The 17,170-nt window shown below is 37.3% G+C and carries 15 protein-coding genes; 2 read left to right on the top strand and 13 right to left on the bottom strand.

The genetic code is table 11. The features are described from left to right. Positions 1-165 precede the first annotated feature (165 nt). From ACNQGH_RS19360 to ACNQGH_RS19350, 3 genes are all read right to left on the bottom strand, one after another. A complete protein-coding gene (locus ACNQGH_RS19360) occupies positions 166-1,206 on the bottom strand; it encodes an agmatine deiminase family protein (RefSeq protein ID WP_417957671.1) in 1,041 nt (346 codons plus the stop codon). Between the two features lie 2 nt (positions 1,207-1,208). Then, entirely contained in the window at positions 1,209-2,096 is an 888-nt protein-coding gene (locus ACNQGH_RS19355) for a carbon-nitrogen hydrolase (RefSeq protein ID WP_417957670.1), read from the bottom strand. 235 nt (positions 2,097-2,331) lie between these two features. Beyond that, positions 2,332-4,020 (bottom strand): glycoside hydrolase family 28 protein, encoded by a 1,689-nt coding sequence (locus ACNQGH_RS19350; protein WP_417957669.1) that lies wholly within the window; start codon positions 4,018-4,020, stop codon positions 2,332-2,334. Positions 4,021-4,479: 459 nt separating this feature from the next. On the opposite strand from ACNQGH_RS19350, the gene ACNQGH_RS19345 reads away from it, so the two are divergent. Then, complete coding sequence (locus tag ACNQGH_RS19345; RefSeq protein ID WP_417957668.1) at positions 4,480-4,947, top strand: OsmC family protein; 468 nt, start codon at positions 4,480-4,482, stop codon at positions 4,945-4,947. A gap of 38 nt (positions 4,948-4,985) precedes the next feature. Here the strand turns inward: ACNQGH_RS19345 and ACNQGH_RS19340 are convergent, their stop codons facing one another. The 3 genes from ACNQGH_RS19340 to clpB form a co-directional block, all read right to left on the bottom strand. Then, on the bottom strand, positions 4,986-5,633 hold the full coding sequence (locus ACNQGH_RS19340) for an HAD family hydrolase (protein ID WP_417957667.1): 648 nt from the start codon (positions 5,631-5,633) through the stop codon (positions 4,986-4,988). Between the two features lie 118 nt (positions 5,634-5,751). Then, on the bottom strand, positions 5,752-6,351 hold the full coding sequence (locus ACNQGH_RS19335; protein ID WP_417957666.1) for a nitroreductase family protein: 600 nt from the start codon (positions 6,349-6,351) through the stop codon (positions 5,752-5,754). Between the two features lie 311 nt (positions 6,352-6,662). Further along, positions 6,663-9,266, bottom strand: coding sequence for an ATP-dependent chaperone ClpB (clpB, locus tag ACNQGH_RS19330; protein WP_417957665.1), 2,604 nt, complete (start codon positions 9,264-9,266; stop codon positions 6,663-6,665). Positions 9,267-9,410: 144 nt separating this feature from the next. Between clpB and ytxJ the strand changes: the two genes are divergently transcribed. Then, positions 9,411-9,800 carry a bacillithiol system redox-active protein YtxJ gene (gene ytxJ / locus ACNQGH_RS19325; protein ID WP_417957664.1) on the top strand — a complete coding sequence of 130 codons (390 nt, stop codon included), beginning with the start codon at positions 9,411-9,413 and terminating at the stop codon, positions 9,798-9,800. Positions 9,801-9,885: 85 nt separating this feature from the next. Here the strand turns inward: ytxJ and argH are convergent, their stop codons facing one another. From argH to ACNQGH_RS19290, 7 genes are read right to left on the bottom strand one after another with little or no spacing between them, the layout of a single operon-like run. Next, positions 9,886-11,166, bottom strand: coding sequence for an argininosuccinate lyase (argH, locus tag ACNQGH_RS19320; RefSeq protein ID WP_417957663.1), 1,281 nt, complete (start codon positions 11,164-11,166; stop codon positions 9,886-9,888). 52 nt (positions 11,167-11,218) lie between these two features. Next, positions 11,219-12,289 (bottom strand): M20 family metallo-hydrolase, encoded by a 1,071-nt coding sequence (locus ACNQGH_RS19315; protein ID WP_417957662.1) that lies wholly within the window; start codon positions 12,287-12,289, stop codon positions 11,219-11,221. Next, positions 12,286-13,071 (bottom strand): acetylglutamate kinase, encoded by a 786-nt coding sequence (gene argB / locus ACNQGH_RS19310; RefSeq protein WP_417957661.1) that lies wholly within the window; start codon positions 13,069-13,071, stop codon positions 12,286-12,288. Before argB ends, ACNQGH_RS19315 begins: the two co-directional genes overlap by 4 nt. After that, positions 13,061-14,008, bottom strand: a complete 948-nt coding sequence (locus ACNQGH_RS19305; protein WP_417957673.1) for an N-acetylornithine carbamoyltransferase — start codon at positions 14,006-14,008, stop codon at positions 13,061-13,063. The genes argB and ACNQGH_RS19305 overlap by 11 nt, the downstream gene beginning before the upstream one ends. Positions 14,009-14,010: 2 nt before the next feature. Further along, on the bottom strand, positions 14,011-14,781 hold the full coding sequence (gene proB / locus ACNQGH_RS19300) for a glutamate 5-kinase (RefSeq protein ID WP_417957660.1): 771 nt from the start codon (positions 14,779-14,781) through the stop codon (positions 14,011-14,013). Then, entirely contained in the window at positions 14,765-15,961 is a 1,197-nt protein-coding gene (locus ACNQGH_RS19295) for a glutamate-5-semialdehyde dehydrogenase (protein ID WP_417957659.1), read from the bottom strand. The genes proB and ACNQGH_RS19295 overlap by 17 nt, the downstream gene beginning before the upstream one ends. Positions 15,962-15,963: 2 nt before the next feature. Continuing rightward, positions 15,964-17,130 (bottom strand): aspartate aminotransferase family protein, encoded by a 1,167-nt coding sequence (locus ACNQGH_RS19290; protein WP_417957658.1) that lies wholly within the window; start codon positions 17,128-17,130, stop codon positions 15,964-15,966. Positions 17,131-17,170: the final 40 nt, after the last annotated feature.

Genomic DNA, 17,170 nt, shown 5'->3' with positions numbered 1-17,170 from the left:
AAAACAGTTGCAAAAAGAAAAACGCTTATAACGGATGTTTAAAATCCTGTTACAAGCGTTTTTTTATTGTCTAAAAAACGGCACTAATCAAAATAGGCGATGTTTTTCAGTGGCCTCAAAAAAAATGTTGGTTTTTTTTTTTTGTAAAAGCAAAAGTTTGATTTTTTAAGCTGGAATTTGTTGGCTCAGGCAATGCAACGTTCCAAAACCCCAAATGAAATCAGTAGCGTTAATTCCGATAATTTCCCTGTCAGGAAAACATTCTGAAAGTATGTTTAAAGCCACACGATCTTTAACATCATTAAAAGTAGGGACCAAAACACAATGATTTAAAATCAGGAAATTAGCATAACTGGCAGGCAATCGCAGGCCATCAAATTCCAATCGTTTTGGCATTGGTAACGCCACAATTACGGGTGATTTGCCATTCTCTAATTTGGCATTTTGCAATCGTTTTAAATTGTCCTGTAATGGTTTGTAGTTATTGTCTTTAGGATCTGTTTCTATAATGGTTACAATCGTATCTTCATTTACAAATCGGCATAAATCGTCAATATGACCGTGCGTATCATCCCCTTCAATTCCATCTCCCAACCAAATCACATTTGTAATTCCAAGGTATTCATTGAAAACCGCTTCATAATCCGCTTTGGTGAAATTTGGATTCCGAACCTGAATATCAGGATGCATCAAACATTCTTCCGAAGTCAGTAAAGTACCTCTTCCATTGGTATCAATAGCTCCTCCTTCAACAATAACCGGTTTTCCGTTATGTAAAACCTGGGTAACAGGAATATGTAGAAATTCTCCCACTTTAGCTGGAACAAATTGATCAAGCTGAATGTTTTTGTACTTTGCCCAACCATTAAAATTAAAGTTCAAAGCTTCTCTTTTGGTTCCATTTTTAATGATAATTGGGCCCGAATCACGCATCCAGCTTCTGTTGGTTTTATGAATGATATAAGAAATATTTGTCAGTGCGACATGAGCTGTCTGGAGCATTGCATTGACTTTTTCCTTTTGTTTTTCATCGGCAACAACTAAAAATACGGGCTCGAAAGTGGCCACTTTTTTTATGAATTCTACAAAAGCCCACTGAACCGCCTCGTATTTTCCCGGCCAATCCTTACCGTTGTGCGGAAAACAAAGTAAAATGCCTTGTTGCTTTTCCCATTCGGCAGGAAATCTTCTGTTATTTGTAGTCATAATTAATCGATTGCTCTTTTTGTAATATCACCAAAAGCGTCAATTCTTCTGTCTCTGAAGAACGGCCAGTTCTGACGTACATTTTCTTGTAAATCTAAATCAACTTCGGCAATCAGAATCTCTTCTTTGTCGTGCGAGGCTTGCGCCAAAATTTCGCCCTGTGGTCCCGCAATGAATGAAGATCCCCAAAACTGTATTCCCGCTGTATCAGGCAGGTATTGTTCTAACCCAATTCGGTTTGCTGCTGCTACATATACGCCATTGGCTACTGCATGTCCTTTCATCACGCTCATCCAAGCGCCATGCTGGTTTTCGCCATATTGCTCTTTTTCTTGTGGATGCCATCCTATGGCTGTAGGGTAAAACAACACTTCAGCACCTTTTAAAGCAGTCAAACGAGCTGCTTCAGGATACCATTGATCCCAACAAATTAGCGTTCCAATTTTTCCTTTTTGGGTTGGTATCGTTTTGAAACCTAAATCACCAGGTGTGAAATAGAATTTTTCATAAAAATGAGGATCATCCGGGATGTGCATTTTACGGTACAGTCCTGCCTCCGATCCATCAGTGTCAATGATGTAAGCGCTATTATGGTAAATTCCCGCCATTCTTTTTTCGAAGAAAGGAACAATAATTACCACACCTAATTCTTTTGCCAAAGTACTAAAAGCAATAAATGAAGTACTGTATAATGGTTCTGCCAAAGCAAAATTGTCCACATCCTCGCTTTGACAAAAATAATGACTGCTGTATAATTCCGGTAACGAAATGACTTCGGCACCAAGATTGGCGGCATCACGAACCCAGCTTAAGCATTTTTTTAAGTTGTTTTCGGCAATGTCATTAAGATTCAATTGAATGACCGCTATTTTGTATTTCTTATTTGGCATGACTAAATTTTAGACTGCAAAAATAGTAAATTTTATAAAGAGTAGAAAATAGGACTAATGTGTTTTTTTTGGCTTAAATTGTCTGCTGGTATTGTATTATATTTTAACAACTACTCCGAAGTCAGGAGCATTCGGAGTAGTTGTTAGTAGCCGCTTGCACCCAGACGAAGTCAATTCAGGTCAGCTCATCGTTGCTGGAGCTGCGCCTACGGAGGAGAAGCTAGGTTTTATTACTTTATAATTTTATAGCTCCTTTAGGGACCGTATTGCCAATGCTGGTTTTTTTGGAATAGTCCAAATTTGGCGAAGAATCCAATACAATGTTTTCACAAGCCGCTCCGTTAATGCTAACTGCTTTAGGTGATGCGGAGTTAAATTCAATATTTGTAAAGGACATATTTTTACCATTATAAATGTCAAATACATTGCTGTTTTCGATGTCCAATTTAGCATTGCTGATTTTGATTCCTTTGGCATCAATGATCGAAAAGCCTTTTTCAGCTTTTGCGGTCAAATTGGAGATTTCGATGTTTTCAAGGTTCATTTCAGGTAAACCTTGCAGGAATACTGCCTGATAAGCTCCTTTAATAGTTACATTTTTTATTGAAATGTTTTTGAACTGTGGTGTTTCCTCATTTACGGGTACCACTTTTGTGTTAATTTGATTTCCTCCTTCAGCCAACGTTTCTGTAATGGATTTTCCGCCATAATAAAGGTCGAAAGAAATAGCCTGTGAAGGAATATCGGTCATGAAAATATCGGAGATAAAGATATTTTCGACTATACCGCCACGTCCACGGTTGCTTTTAAAACGCAGTCCAACATCCGTTCCCATAAAAGTACAATTAGAAACATGCATATTCTTAACGCCTCCTGACATTTCGCTACCAACGGTCACACCACCATGTCCATGATAAACGATATTATTTCTTACAATAATGTTTTCACAGGGAATACCCCTTAAACGACCGTCCTTATCTTTTCCTGATTTAATACAAATGGCATCGTCACCCACATCAAAACTTGAATTTTCAACGATCACATTTTTACAAGATTCTACATCAAGACCATCCCCATTTTGAGAGAACCAGGGATTACGAACGGTTACATTACGAACAATTAAATCTTCTACCATTAAGGGATGTATGCACCAGGCAGGAGAATTTTGAAATACAGGGCCGTCAAATAATACTCTTTTACTATTTTGGATACTTACCATTACCGGGCGAAGAAAATCACGAATTGCTTCAAAGTCTTCTTTGGTTTTTAAATCAGCACGTACATTTTGGTCGGCATTCTGATTCCCTTTTACATACTGTTCAGAGGGATACCAGCTTTCTTTTTTATCATTGAGCACTCCTCCTGAAGCAACCAGTTTTTTCCATTGGCTGTCGGTTACCTTGCCCTTTTTTACCATACGCCATACCTCACCCGAACCGTCCCAGACACCTTTTCCGGTAAAGGCCACATTCTCAATGTTTTTACCGTAAATAGGAGAGATGCAACGCCAGGTATTTAATCCTTCAAAACTGGTTTCGATAATTGGATATAGATCTTTGTTGGTAGAGAATTTGATTAATGCTCCGGATTCTGCATGCAATTCGATGTTACTTTTCAAAATGATGGGACCCGTTAACCAAATTCCTGGAGGAATAATCACTTTTCCGCCTCCTTTTTTTGACACGGCATCAATTGCATCTGCAAAAGCTTTAGTGTTTAAAACATATCCTCCATTGGTAGCGCCAAAATCTTTTATGTTTACTGTATTATTCGGAATGGAGGGCTCTTTGACTTTTGCCATTTTGAATTCAATGTTTTTATAAGTTCCATCGGAGGCTGGATGATTGCCGATACTATTTTTAGAACAGCTTGTTACTAAAACGGCCAAAGCAATGCATAACAGGTTAATTGGGTTAGTTTTCATTCTTGTTTTAATTTAATTAGTTTATTTTTTTAAAGTTCATAAAACCATTTGGCTTCATTTGGTGTAATTCGTATCTTATATAGGGCACCTTTGAATCAGGAGGCATCAAAATGTAATCGATTACCCAAATGTATCTAATAAATGAGGAAATACAAATTAATTCTATTTAAAATATATTGGCATATGATTTTATGCTGTAAATTAATACTATCCCTATGGGGCTGCGGATGGAAGTATAGTGCAAAAAAACTGATGCCATTATAATATGTTTTAAAGGCTGCGTTGATTTTGGTATTGTTTTGTCAAGATTTGATCAACGCCTTTTGATTGTCTGTTGGTACGGAGCTATTACTTTTTGATTTACACTATTATAAAGAGGCTAATTTTTAGTCCCTATTCACCCCAAACGTTTCGGTATTTAGTATTACTATTTTTATTTACTTTTGAAATAAAAATAATATGGGGTTCAAACATGTATTTAGAGCCAAATTAGATTGGCTTTTTTCTAAAAAGGAAATGGCGACATACAATAAAAGTCATACCATAACGATTGACGGTAAGGCTGTTTTAAATGTTTCGGCTGCTAAAGCTTTCAAAGGAGATCCTGCTTTGTACAATCCTGAGGACCTGTTATTGAGTAGTGTGGTTTCCTGTCACATGATGTCATACCTATATGTTTGTAAGCAAAATGGTATCGACGTGGTGTCTTATACAGACGAAGCGGAGGCAACTCTTGAGGTTTTGGCCGATGGTAGCGGACGTTTCATTACTATTAAACTGTATCCTAAAGTTCGTATTAGCAACAAAGAAAAAATAGCCGAGGCACTTAGTTTGCATAAAAAAGCAAACCAACTCTGTTTTATAGCTAATTCGTGTAATTTTCCAATAGTACACTTTGCAACTTGTGAAATTGCAGCTGTAAATTAGAGTAATTGTATATTTTTACTTTGTTTTTTGGATAAAAATTATAAAATATCAATTAAATCAGAGGGATGGTTTAATACATATTTTGCTCCATTTGAAATCAATTCTTCTTCTGGTCTATAGCCCCATAATACCCCTACGGCACACATATTGGCATTCGTTGCCGTCTGCATATCAATATCGGAATCCCCTATGAAAATGATTTCTTCGGCTTTTAATCCAAAGTTCTTACTTATTTCCACTGTTTTAAACGGATTTGGTTTTTTTAGCGATTCTGTTGTCAAACCCATTATTGGATTAAAATAATCGGGAAATAGCGTTGCTGTAATTTCCTTTGTTAGATGATCTGCTTTATTCGAGAATACGTTTAGTTTTATATTGCGTGATTTTAATTCGTCTAATAATTCGAATATCCCATCATAGGCTTTTGTTTTACGCGTACAAATAGTGCGATATGCTGATAGCATCAAATGGTAACAACGATCAATCTCTGTTTCATCATTGGTTGTGGCAGGTAGTGCTTTGCTTACCAGATTTCTGAGGCCACTACCAATGAAATATTGATAAGTGTCATAACTATGTGTAGGGAAGTTGAGGCCTTGAAGGACACTATTCATTGCATCTGCAATGTCTTCAAGTGAATTTACCAGTGTTCCGTCTAAATCAAAAATAATTCCTTTGAACTTCATCTTATATACTTTAAATCAATCGAAAGAATGCGTTTTTCGACTGTTGTTTTGAGAGCAGCGGCAAAGGTAGGGATATTGTTTTTTATCTTAGAATGCATCGCTGATTTAATCCAGTTTTTTAAATAGTTTCAATTACACTTTCTTGTGATCTCCTAGATTTTGGTGTTACTTCAATTCGGTTAAAATCATCTTTCGAACCGTAACCTACGGCCATCGCAAATAGTGGTTTGTATTCTTTCATGTTAAGAATAGTCCTGTATTTATCCGATTCTATACCTTCCATTGCTGTCGAATCCAGACCTAATGAAACACTAGCCGTCAAACCAACTCCCAATGCTATATAAACTTGTTTGGACAACCATATTTTTAAATCTGCTTCTGAGATACTTGCTTTAATTTGATTGTACCAATCCTTTCTAGCTTGTGGTAATTCGTTGTCTACCACTTTTTGAAAAGCATCCAAATCATCCGCTACACTGAATACAACTAATAGTTTAGCCTGATTTATTTTTTCTTCATTATGCATTGAAACTGAAGCTAATTTTGCTTTAATTTCTGGATTTTGTACAAATGTAAATTTCCAAGGTTGAATATTTATAGAGGAAGGAGTGAGGCGTAAAACCTCTTTCAAATCTTCAATTTTTTCTTGCGGTATTGTTTTGTCAGAGTTGTACTTCTTTGCTGTGTATCTATTTTTTATTAATTCTAAAATATTCATGGTTATATTTTTTAAATGTTTTTATAGGATTAATTATAGGCGCAAAGTTAAGCTAATAATAGGCTTATACAATTTGATCGCCCTGGTACCAAGCGGATGTTTACCTTGAAAATGAGTTTTTTGGAATTGTCTTTAGAACGATAAAAGTTTTCTTTAGCCCCGATGGGGGTAAATATCCTTTTGGACTGGGGTTAGCTCAAAAGATATTGAGTAGGTGGGAGGGAAGTGGTTATGAAAAACTATTGTTGTGCTCCAAAAAGAAAGCACCAATCTCTCGACTGGTGCTTTCATGAAATTATAATTATTCTCAATTATTGAACCAATTCACTTTGATTTCTAAAAACCAATTTTCCATCAAATGCATCAATCAGAACGATGCTGTCTGTTGTTATTTTTCCGGATAGTATTTCTTTAGACAGTTCATTGAGCACATCTCTTTGAATTACTCTTTTCACAGGTCTCGCTCCAAATTGCGGATCATATCCTTTCTCGGACAAATAGGCAATGGCTTCCGGAGTGGCGTCCATCGTGATGCCTTGTTGCGCCAGCATTTTAGTGACATTTTTCAGTTGTAAACCTACGATTTGAGCAATATTTTCATTGGTGAGTGGCGTGAACATCACAATTTCATCAATACGATTGATAAATTCCGGGCGCACTGTTTGTTTCAATAATCCCAGTACTTCCACTTTTGCGGCTTCGGTTGCGGCTTCCACGCTTCCTTTTAGATTGTCAAATTTATCCTGAATAATCTGGCTTCCCATATTGGAAGTCATGATGATGATTGTATTTTTAAAATCAGCCAAACGTCCCTTGTTATCAGTCAAACGTCCCTCATCCAGTACTTGCAGTAAAATATTAAAAGTGTCCGGATGCGCTTTTTCAATCTCATCCAATAAGATTACGGAATAGGGTTTTCTACGAACGGCTTCGGTCAATTGTCCACCTTCATCATAGCCCACATATCCTGGAGGCGCACCCACCAAACGGCTTACGCTGTGGCGTTCTTGGTATTCGCTCATGTCGATACGGGTCATTGCATTTTCATCGTCAAATAGATATTCTGCCAGGGCTTTCGCCAATTCTGTTTTACCAACTCCTGTTGTACCCAGGAAAAGAAAGGTCCCCACCGGTTTTTTCATATCCTGTAATCCGGCACGGCTTCTGCGCACGGCATCACTTACCGCCTGAATGGCTTCTTCCTGTCCGACCACTCTGTGATGCAATTCATCTTCCAGTTTAAGTAATTTTTCTCTTTCACCCTGAAGCATTTTCATTACAGGAATTCCAGTCCATTTGGCCACTACTTCGGCAATATCTTCACGAGTAACTTCTTCTTTTATTAAGGAAGTTCCGGATTGGTTTTCTTGTAATTCCTTGAGTAAAATGTCTAAACGCTCTTGTGCCTCTTTAATTTTACCGTAACGAATTTCGGCTACTTTTCCATAATCACCATCACGTTCGGCACGTTCTGCTTCGTATTTGAAGTCTTCAATTTCAGTTTTTACTGTTTGAATGTTATCGACTACATCTTTCTCTGATTTCCATTTAGCATAGATTTCGTTGCGATCTTCTTTTAGGTTGGCCAGGTCCATTCCTAAAATTTTGAGTTTACTTTCGTCTTTTTCTCGTTTAATGGCTTCAATTTCAATTTCCAATTGCATGATTTTTCGATCCAAAACATCCAGTTCTTCTGGTTTCGAATTGATTTCCATGCGTAGTTTCGAAGCAGCTTCATCCATTAGATCGATGGCTTTGTCCGGAAGAAAACGGTTCGTAATATAACGTTGCGATAATTCAACAGCTGCAATAATAGCATCGTCTTTGATCTGGACTTTATGGTGGGTTTCGTATTTTTCTTTGATCCCGCGTAAAATCGAAATGGCACTTTCGGTATCCGGCTCTTCCACCATTATTTTTTGAAAACGTCTTTCGAGAGCTTTGTCTTTTTCAAAATATTTTTGATATTCGTCCAATGTTGTGGCTCCAATGGCACGCAGTTCCCCACGAGCCAATGCCGGTTTCAAAATGTTGGCAGCATCCATAGCGCCTTCGCCACCTCCAGCCCCTACAAGTGTATGAATTTCATCTATGAATAAAACAATATCGCCTTCAGCAGAAGTCACTTCTTTAACTACGGATTTTAATCGTTCTTCAAATTCCCCTTTGTATTTGGCACCAGCGATTAGCGCTCCCATATCAAGGGAATACACGATTTTATCCTTCAGATTATCAGGAACATCTCCATCCACAATACGGTGGGCCAATCCTTCGGCAATGGCGGTTTTTCCCACTCCGGGTTCTCCAACCAACATGGGGTTATTTTTAGTTCTTCGTGTTAGAATTTGCAACACTCGGCGAATTTCCTCGTCACGGCCAATTACAGGATCGAGTTTACCGGTGCGGGCTAATTCGTTCAGATTTTTAGCGTATTTATTTAAAGAATTATAGGTTTCCTCAGCAGATGCCGAAGTCACTCTTTCTCCTTTTCTCAATTCGTCGATAGCGGCATTAAGCCCTTTTTCAGTAACGCCCTGGTCTTTTAGAATTTGGCCTACTTTGCTTTTGGATCCAAATATGGCTAAAATTAAATGCTCAACGGAAACGAATTCATCATTCATTTTTTTTGCAATAATCTCGGCTTCGTTCAGCGTGGCGTTTGCGGTTCTGGAAAGCATAATTTCGCCACCGGAAACTTTCGGGAAGCTTTGTATAGTGCTGTCTATTATTTGTTCTAATAAACCCACATTTACGTTCAGTTTCTTCAATATAAAAGGAGCCACATTTTCATCTACTTCAAAAATAGCCTTGAAAATATGCTCATTTTCTATTTGCTGTTGCCCGTGGCTCTGAGCCAATTGTTGTGAAAGCTGAATGGCTTCCTGGGATTTGATTGTAAATTTATTAATGTTCATGATCTTATATTGTTTTGTTGTTATTTGACTAACTTTGCGAATTATATTCAATATATATTCCAATACAATAATACAGACAAATTGACAGAAATTTCATGATTTTTATCATGTATTAAAGTCAAAATGTCTTAAAATAAGACAATTATGAGTTTTTTTCAAAATATTTTTAACAGTTCAGACGACAAAGATGTAAAAGAAAACAAAATCAACTGGAATGAACTGACCGATTTAGGGCAACTGAATGAAATTATTTTCATTTCGAATGAAAAACCGGTGGCAATTTTTAAACACAGCACCCGATGCAGCGTAAGTAGGATGGCGCTGAAACAGTTTGAAAATGAGTTTAATAGCTCAGATAAAGTTACGCCTTATTTTTTAGATTTAATAGCATATCGCGATATTTCTAGTGCCATAGCAGATCGTTTTGGAGTTACACATGAATCCCCACAATTGCTATTAATTAAAGATGGGAAAGCGATTTATAATGTTTCGCACAGTGCTATTGATGCAGCCGAATTAGGAAAAAAGGTTTAGACTGCAATGTTTAAATTTGATATATAAAAAATCCATTCGTTTTAAATGAATGGATTTTTGTTGCAACAATTATTTTGGTTTTGAATTAATAAGAATCGTTCATTTTCTTTTTTATGGCATCTAAACAAAGGTTGTTGATACTTCCCTCGTGTGTATGTTTGGTTTCTTTCGGAGATTTAAAGGTGCCATTTTCTAATTGTTCTGCGACCGCTTTATAGGCATCTCTAAAAGGCATTCCTGCAACTACCATCTCGTTTAGGGAATCAACCGTAAACAAATAATCATATTTTTTATCGTCCAGGATATGCTCTTTTACTTTAATGTCTTTGATAGCAAAAATAGCGATATCCAAACAGGCTTTTAAGTTTTGAATGGCTGGAAATAAACCTTCTTTCAAAAGTTGCAGATCCCTGTGGTAACCACTTGGAAGGTTGTTTATAATTAAAGTAATTTCGTATGGCAATGCTTGAATTTTGTTGCATTTTCCGCGAATTAATTCAAAAACATCTGGATTTTTCTTGTGCGGCATGATACTGGATCCTGTTGTAAGATGCGAAGGCAAACTGATAAAGTCAAAATTCTGACTCATATACAAACAAACATCCATAGCGAATTTAGACAGGGTGGCGGCAACGCTGCTCATAGCAAAAGCGACTGTTTTTTCTGATTTTCCGCGGCTCATTTGTGCCGCTACAGAATTGAATTTTAAGGTTTCAAAACCTAATTCCTGTGTGGTGAATGTTCTGTTGATAGGAAAGGAACTTCCATATCCTGCAGCTGAACCCAATGGATTCTGGTCTACAATTTTTAAAGCTGCATTTAGCATCGTTACATCATCAATTAAGCTTTCGGCATAAGCAGAAAACCACATCCCAAAAGAAGATGGCATTGCAATTTGAAGGTGGGTGTACCCTGGCAACAAAACATTTTGATGTTTTTCTGCTGATTCCATCAGCAAATCAAAAAGGCTTTTTACCTGTTCTTTCAGTTCTTTCAGAACATCTTTCAGATACAAATTAACGTCTACCAAAACCTGGTCGTTACGGGAGCGGGCAGTATGAATTTTTTTTCCGGCGTCGCCTAGTTTTACCGTCAGTAAATATTCGATTTTGGAATGTACGTCTTCAAAGCTGTCTTCGATTTCGAATTTTCCGTTTGCAACATCTTTTATAATTTCTTCTAATGCCAAAACCAAAGAAACGGTTTCGGAGTCTGTTAAAAGACCGATCTGACCTAGCATTTTTGCATGAGCAATAGATCCTAAGGCATCATATTTTGCCAGAACTAAGTCCAGTTCCCTGTCGTTTCCAACTGTAAAATGTTCGATTTGCTGATCGGTTGGTATTCCTTTTTCCCAAAGTTTCATAAGATATTTATTTTAACCCAGTTAGGCGTTTGAGACCTGATTGGGTTTGTGTTTATTGTTTGAAAAAATCAGTTAGTATTTTGATATACAATTGGATTCCTTCTTCTATTTCGTTTATAAATATAAATTCGTCTGCCGAGTGCGACCGCAGGGTTTCACCTGGTCCTAATTTCAAGGATTGACAACTCAAAACCGATTGATCCGACAGCGTAGGCGAGCCGTACGTTGTTCTTCCCAGTGCTATTCCGGCTTGTACCAATCCGTGTGCAACAGGAATCGATGACGCATTCAAATGCATTGAACGGGGATTGATTTCAGCAGTCAAATGTTTTCTTACTGTAGCTAAAATTTCCTGATTGCTATAGCAATCATTCACCCTGATGTCGATGACCAGATGACATTCTGCGGGAACTACATTGTGTTGCTTTCCTGCTGTCACTTGTGTTACAGTCATTTTTACGGGGCCTAAAACTTCAGATATTTTTTCGAACTGATAGCTGTTAAACCATTCAATAACGGGTATCGCATTGTAAATCGGATTGTCCGGATTGTTATGCGCAGCGTGACTTGCAGTACCTTTGACGATGACATCGAGTACCAATAAACCTTTTTCGGCTATGGCCAATTGCATTAAAGTGGGTTCGCCGACAATGGCACATTCCAGTTCCGGTAAATGTTTCAGTACGCTGTTTAATCCATTTTTCCCACTGCTCTCTTCTTCGGCTGAAGCCACCATCACGATATTGTAAGGTAGCGTTTCATTCGAATAAAAATGAACAAAAGTGGCTAAAAGCGAAACCAAACAACCACCGGCATCATTACTTCCCAATCCGAATAATTTACCGTCTTTTACGATGGCTTCAAAAGGATCGTTCGTATACCCTTGGTTTGGTTTTACGGTATCATGGTGTGAATTGAGCAATAGCGTTGGTTTGGTCTTATCAAAATGTTTATTGAAAGCCCAAATATTATTGTTTTCTCTTTCGAAGGGGATGCTGTTTTGCGTAAACCATTTTTCGATTAACAGTGCTGTTTTATCTTCTTCACTTGAAAAGGAAGGGGTTTCAATCAATGCTTTTAATAGCGCGATGGCTTCTTGTGTAAGGATTTCTATACTCTTCATAGTGTAATTGTAGTGTACAATGCGCTCTTGTCCTGCAACATCCTGTGATGACCAATTTTGATTTTTTGAACTCCTTTGGACAAGCTGTTGAAACAGTTGTCTAATTTAGGAATCATACCGGAATGTATCGCTTTTTCGGCTTTTAATTTGGAATATAATTCTTGATTGATGCTTAAAATTACAGAAGAATCGTCTTCGGCGTCATATAAAACACCAGGTTTTTCGAAGCAGTAATTCAAAGTGACATCAAAAACTTCCGATAAAGCAATCGCCAGTTCACTTGCAATGGTATCCGCATTTGTATTTAATAATTGCCCTTTTCCATCGTGTGTTATCGCGCAAAATACGGGAACTATACCATTTGAAAGTAATGTCTCCAATAATTGTGTGTTCACTTTTTTGACATCGCCCACAAAACCATAGTTGATGGTTGGATGGTTTCTCTTATCAGACTGAATTAAATTCCCGTCAGCACCGGAAAGCCCCATGGCATTGGTGTTGTTTGACTGTAGTTGGGCCACGATATTTTTATTGATTTGACCTGCATAGATCATCACAACAACATCAAGCATAGCGGCATCGGTGATGCGTCGTCCGTCGATCATTTGTGGAACTAAACCAATGCTTTCCGCCATTTTAGTAGCTGATTTTCCTCCACCATGAACGAGTACTTTGTACCCATCAATCTTAGAAAAATCAGATAAAAACTGTGCTAATTCCGTTTGATTATCAATAATGTTTCCACCAATTTTTAGTAGCGTTACCGGTTTTTTATTTTCCATTTTCCAATATTTTTTGCAACACTAATTGTGCAGCATAGGTTCTATTATTGGCTTGTTCAATAACAATAGAATTTTCACTGTCGATTACTTCATCAGTAACAATTACATTACGTCTTACCGGCAAACAGTGCATGAATTTAGCATTATTTGTCAGTTTCATTTTATCGGCAGTTACAGTCCAATTTGGGTCGGAATTAGTAATCTGACCATAATCGGTATAATTACTCCAGTTTTTCGCATAAATGAAATCAGCGTTTTCAAATGCTTTATCCTGATCGTATTCAATTTTGGAATCTTTTGTGATTTCAGGATTCAATTCGTAACCTTCCGGATGTGTGATGACAAAATCTGCATCTTGCAATTGCATCATTTGTACGAAGGAATTGGGTACCGCTTGCGGTAGTGCTCTGGGATGCGGTGCCCAGGTCAAAACTACTTTTGGTCTGTGTTTCGTTTTGTGTTCTGCCATAGTAATCGCATCGGCCAGCGATTGTAAGGGATGGCCTGTAGCACTTTCCATATTTACAATTGGTACTGTAGCGTGTTTCAAAAAACCGGAGAGTACGATTTCGGCATTGTCTTTTTCTTTGTCTACAAGTCCGGCGAAAGCTCTGATGGCAATAATATCACAATATTGGGAAACTACTGCTGCAGCTTCTTTAATATGCTCAGAAGCACCGGAGTTCATGATGGCTCCATCTTCAAACTCCAATGTCCAGCCTTCGCTGGTAAAATTCATTACCATGACGTTCATTCCTAAATTCAAAGCTGCTTTTTGCGTGCTCAAACGAGTCCTTAGACTGGAATTAAAAAACAACATTCCTAAGGTTTTGTTCTTTCCCAGTTTTTTGTTTTTAAGCGGTTTTTTTTTAATTTTTAATGCTTGTTTCACCCATTTGTTGAGCGAATCTATGTTTTGTATGGAGATGTAGTTCATCATTATATAATTTTAGTAAAAGGGATTTCGTTTTTTAAAGCTTTTAAAATAAAGTTGTCTTCCAGGCCATTGACAATCCAGGTTTCGATATTGGCGGCTTTGGCAATTGCCGAAGCTTCGATTTTAGATTGCATTCCACCGGTTCCGTGCGAAGATTTAGAATCGCCAATCTCTTTTTCCAATAATTTTAAATCGGTTACTAAAGAAATGGTTTCAGGAACCGCATCATGGATGGATGATTTGGTGTAAATCCCGTTCGTATTGGTAGCAATGATAAGAACATCAACATTTAATAAAACGGCTGTTAAAGCGGCTAATTTATCATTGTCACCAAACTGAATCTCATCCGTTGCCACGGTATCATTTTCATTGATGATAGGAATGTAATTGTTTTTGACCAGTACATTGATGGTGTTTACGATATTTACTTTGGCCTGCTCTTTTTCGAAATCAGAATAAGAAAGTAAACATTGCGAAATTAGTAGTCCTAAATCGCTGAAATTTTCATGATAGATTCGCATCAAATGAGGCTGGCCTATTGAAGCCAACGCTTGTTTTACAAAAACATCTTTGTCCTGACTTTCCAGTTTTACAAATTGCTTGGCAGCGGCAATCGCACCGGAGCTTACAATTACAAATTCATAATCGTCTTTCAATGCTGCTATCTGCATACCAATATCTTCAATCTTTCCTCTCGAAATGTGATTGGTTTCTTTGGTTAATGTATTACTTCCTAACTTTAATAAAATTCTTTTTTTACCTGATTTGTCCATTTCCGTAAATATACCACTTATTAGTAACTAAATGTTGCAATCCAATTGGCCCGCGTTGGTGTAATTTGTCCGTGCTTATTGCTAATTCGCCACCTAGACCAAATTGTCCTCCATCAGTAAATCGGGTAGAGGCATTTTGATATACAGCTGCAGTATCTACATTTTCCATGAATTCCTGAGCAATTGTATCATTTTTTGTGATTATTGAAGCGGAATGTCCACCACAATATTTATTGATTTTATCAATTGCTTCCTGATTTGAATTTGTGGTTCCGATAACAATTTTATAATCTAAAAATTCTTCGTACCAAATTAAATCCGATTCGATCTGAGGAACGTTTGCTATGCTGGAAATGCTTTCATCTCCTAAAACGGTAACGTTTCTTTGTTGTAATTCCTGAATTATATTGGTAACGAAAGCTTCCCAATTTTCAAGATTAGTATCAATTAAAACTTTATCTAAAGCATTGCAAACGGATATGTTTGAGGTTTTTCCGTTGATTATTATAGCGAGTGCCTGGTCTAAATCCGCTTCAGCGTTTACATAAACAAAATTATTTCCCCGACCACTTATAATCACTGGGCACGTAGCGTGTTTTTTTACAAAAGCAATTAGATTTTCACCGCCACGAGGAACGATTAAATCCACTTTTTGTGTTGGTTTCTCCAAAAAGGCCTGCGTTTCTTCCCGATTGTAGTTCAAGTATTCCACCCATGCAGTAGGAACATTGTTTTCTTGTAAAGCCTGATGCCACAATTCCACAATTTTCAAGTTGGATTGCAGGGATTCTTTTCCGCCTTTAAGTAAAATTTTATTTCCTGACTTAAAAGCAATTCCGCCTGCTTCAACGGTAACATCGGGTCTGGATTCATAAATAATCATTACGGTTCCAAATGCCGCTGTCTTATTGATGATTTTCATTCCGTTTTCATGCTCGAAATTAAAACGCTCTACGCCAATAGGATCTTCCTGACTTGCTAACTGTTGCAGCGATAAAATCATACCGTCAATTTTAGGATCATCGACCAGTAAACGTTTTTCCATGGCCAGGTCATCTCCAGAATAATTATTTAAATCCTGTTGATTTACAGTTTTAATGTTGGCTCTTTCTTGTTGAAGAAGCGCGGCCATACGGCTTAAAACTGAATTTCGTTTTTCTATTGGTAGCAGCGTATTCATAATTAAGAATGTATTTGCTTCGCCTGTTCACTAAGGCTTAGTTCTTTCAATGTTTCTTTTAAAGCTTTAATAAAGGTATCGATCGCTTCCTTTTTGATTGTCAATGGCGGAAGAATTCTCAATAAATTTTTATTGTTTGCGTTTCCTGTAAAAATGTGTTGGTCAATAATCATTTTTTTACGAAGCGTACTTACGTCAAAATCAAATTCTACACCGAGCATTAATCCTTTTCCTTTTACTTTAATAACTTCAGGAACTTGTTTGATTGCTTCTAAAAAATAGGTATAAACGTCATTTACGTTATCCATTAATTTTTGGCTTTCGATCACATCCAAAACAGCAATTCCGGCTGCGCAAGCCAAATGATTTCCGCCAAAAGTAGTTCCTAATAGACCATAACTGGCTGTGAATTTTGGAGAAATCAGGATTCCGCCAATAGGAAAACCATTGCCCATTCCTTTAGCAAGTGAAATAATATCCGCTTTAATATTATGATGCTGGTGCGCGAAAAATTTCCCGCTTCTTCCGTATCCTGATTGCACTTCGTCTAAAATCAGAACGGCATCGTATGCTGCGCATATTTTTTCCAATGCCTGGAAAAATTCAGGCGTTCCCTGGTCTAAACCGCCAACTCCTTGAATTCCCTCGATAATAACAGAAGAAACATCTCCTTTTTTTAGTTCGTTTTCTACCAGTTGGATATTATTCAGTGGTAAAAAAGTAACGATTTGCTGTGCGTTGATCGGTGCAACAATTTTTTTGTTATCAGTAACGGCAACTGCCGCAGAAGTTCTTCCGTGAAAGGAATTATCAAAAGCAATTACTCTGGTTTTATTGTTGTGAAAAGAGGCTAATTTCAAGGCGTTTTCATTGGCTTCAGCTCCAGAACTGCATAAGAATAGCGTATACTCTTCCAATCCTGAAAGTTTGCCCAATTTGGCTGCTAATTCTACTTGTAATGGATTCTGAATCGCATTGGAATAAAAACCAATGTTATCCAATTGATTCTTTAGTTTGGCAACATAATCCGGTTGTGTGTGTCCAATGGAAATTACTCCATGACCACCGTATAAATCTAAATATTCCACTCCTTTTTCATCTGTAATAGTGCAATCCAGTGCTTTTACAGGAGTGATGTCGTATAATGGGTAAACGTCAAATAAGTTCATTTTTAATTGTTTTAAATGTTGGATCTCCTTTTAAATGAAT

Origin of the sequence: Flavobacterium kochi (assembly GCF_048286715.1) — a bacterium.
Taxonomy (GTDB): Bacteria; Bacteroidota; Bacteroidia; order Flavobacteriales; family Flavobacteriaceae; genus Flavobacterium.
Note: the sequence above shows the minus strand (reverse complement) of the source record. Positions and strands in the feature narration are given on the sequence as shown.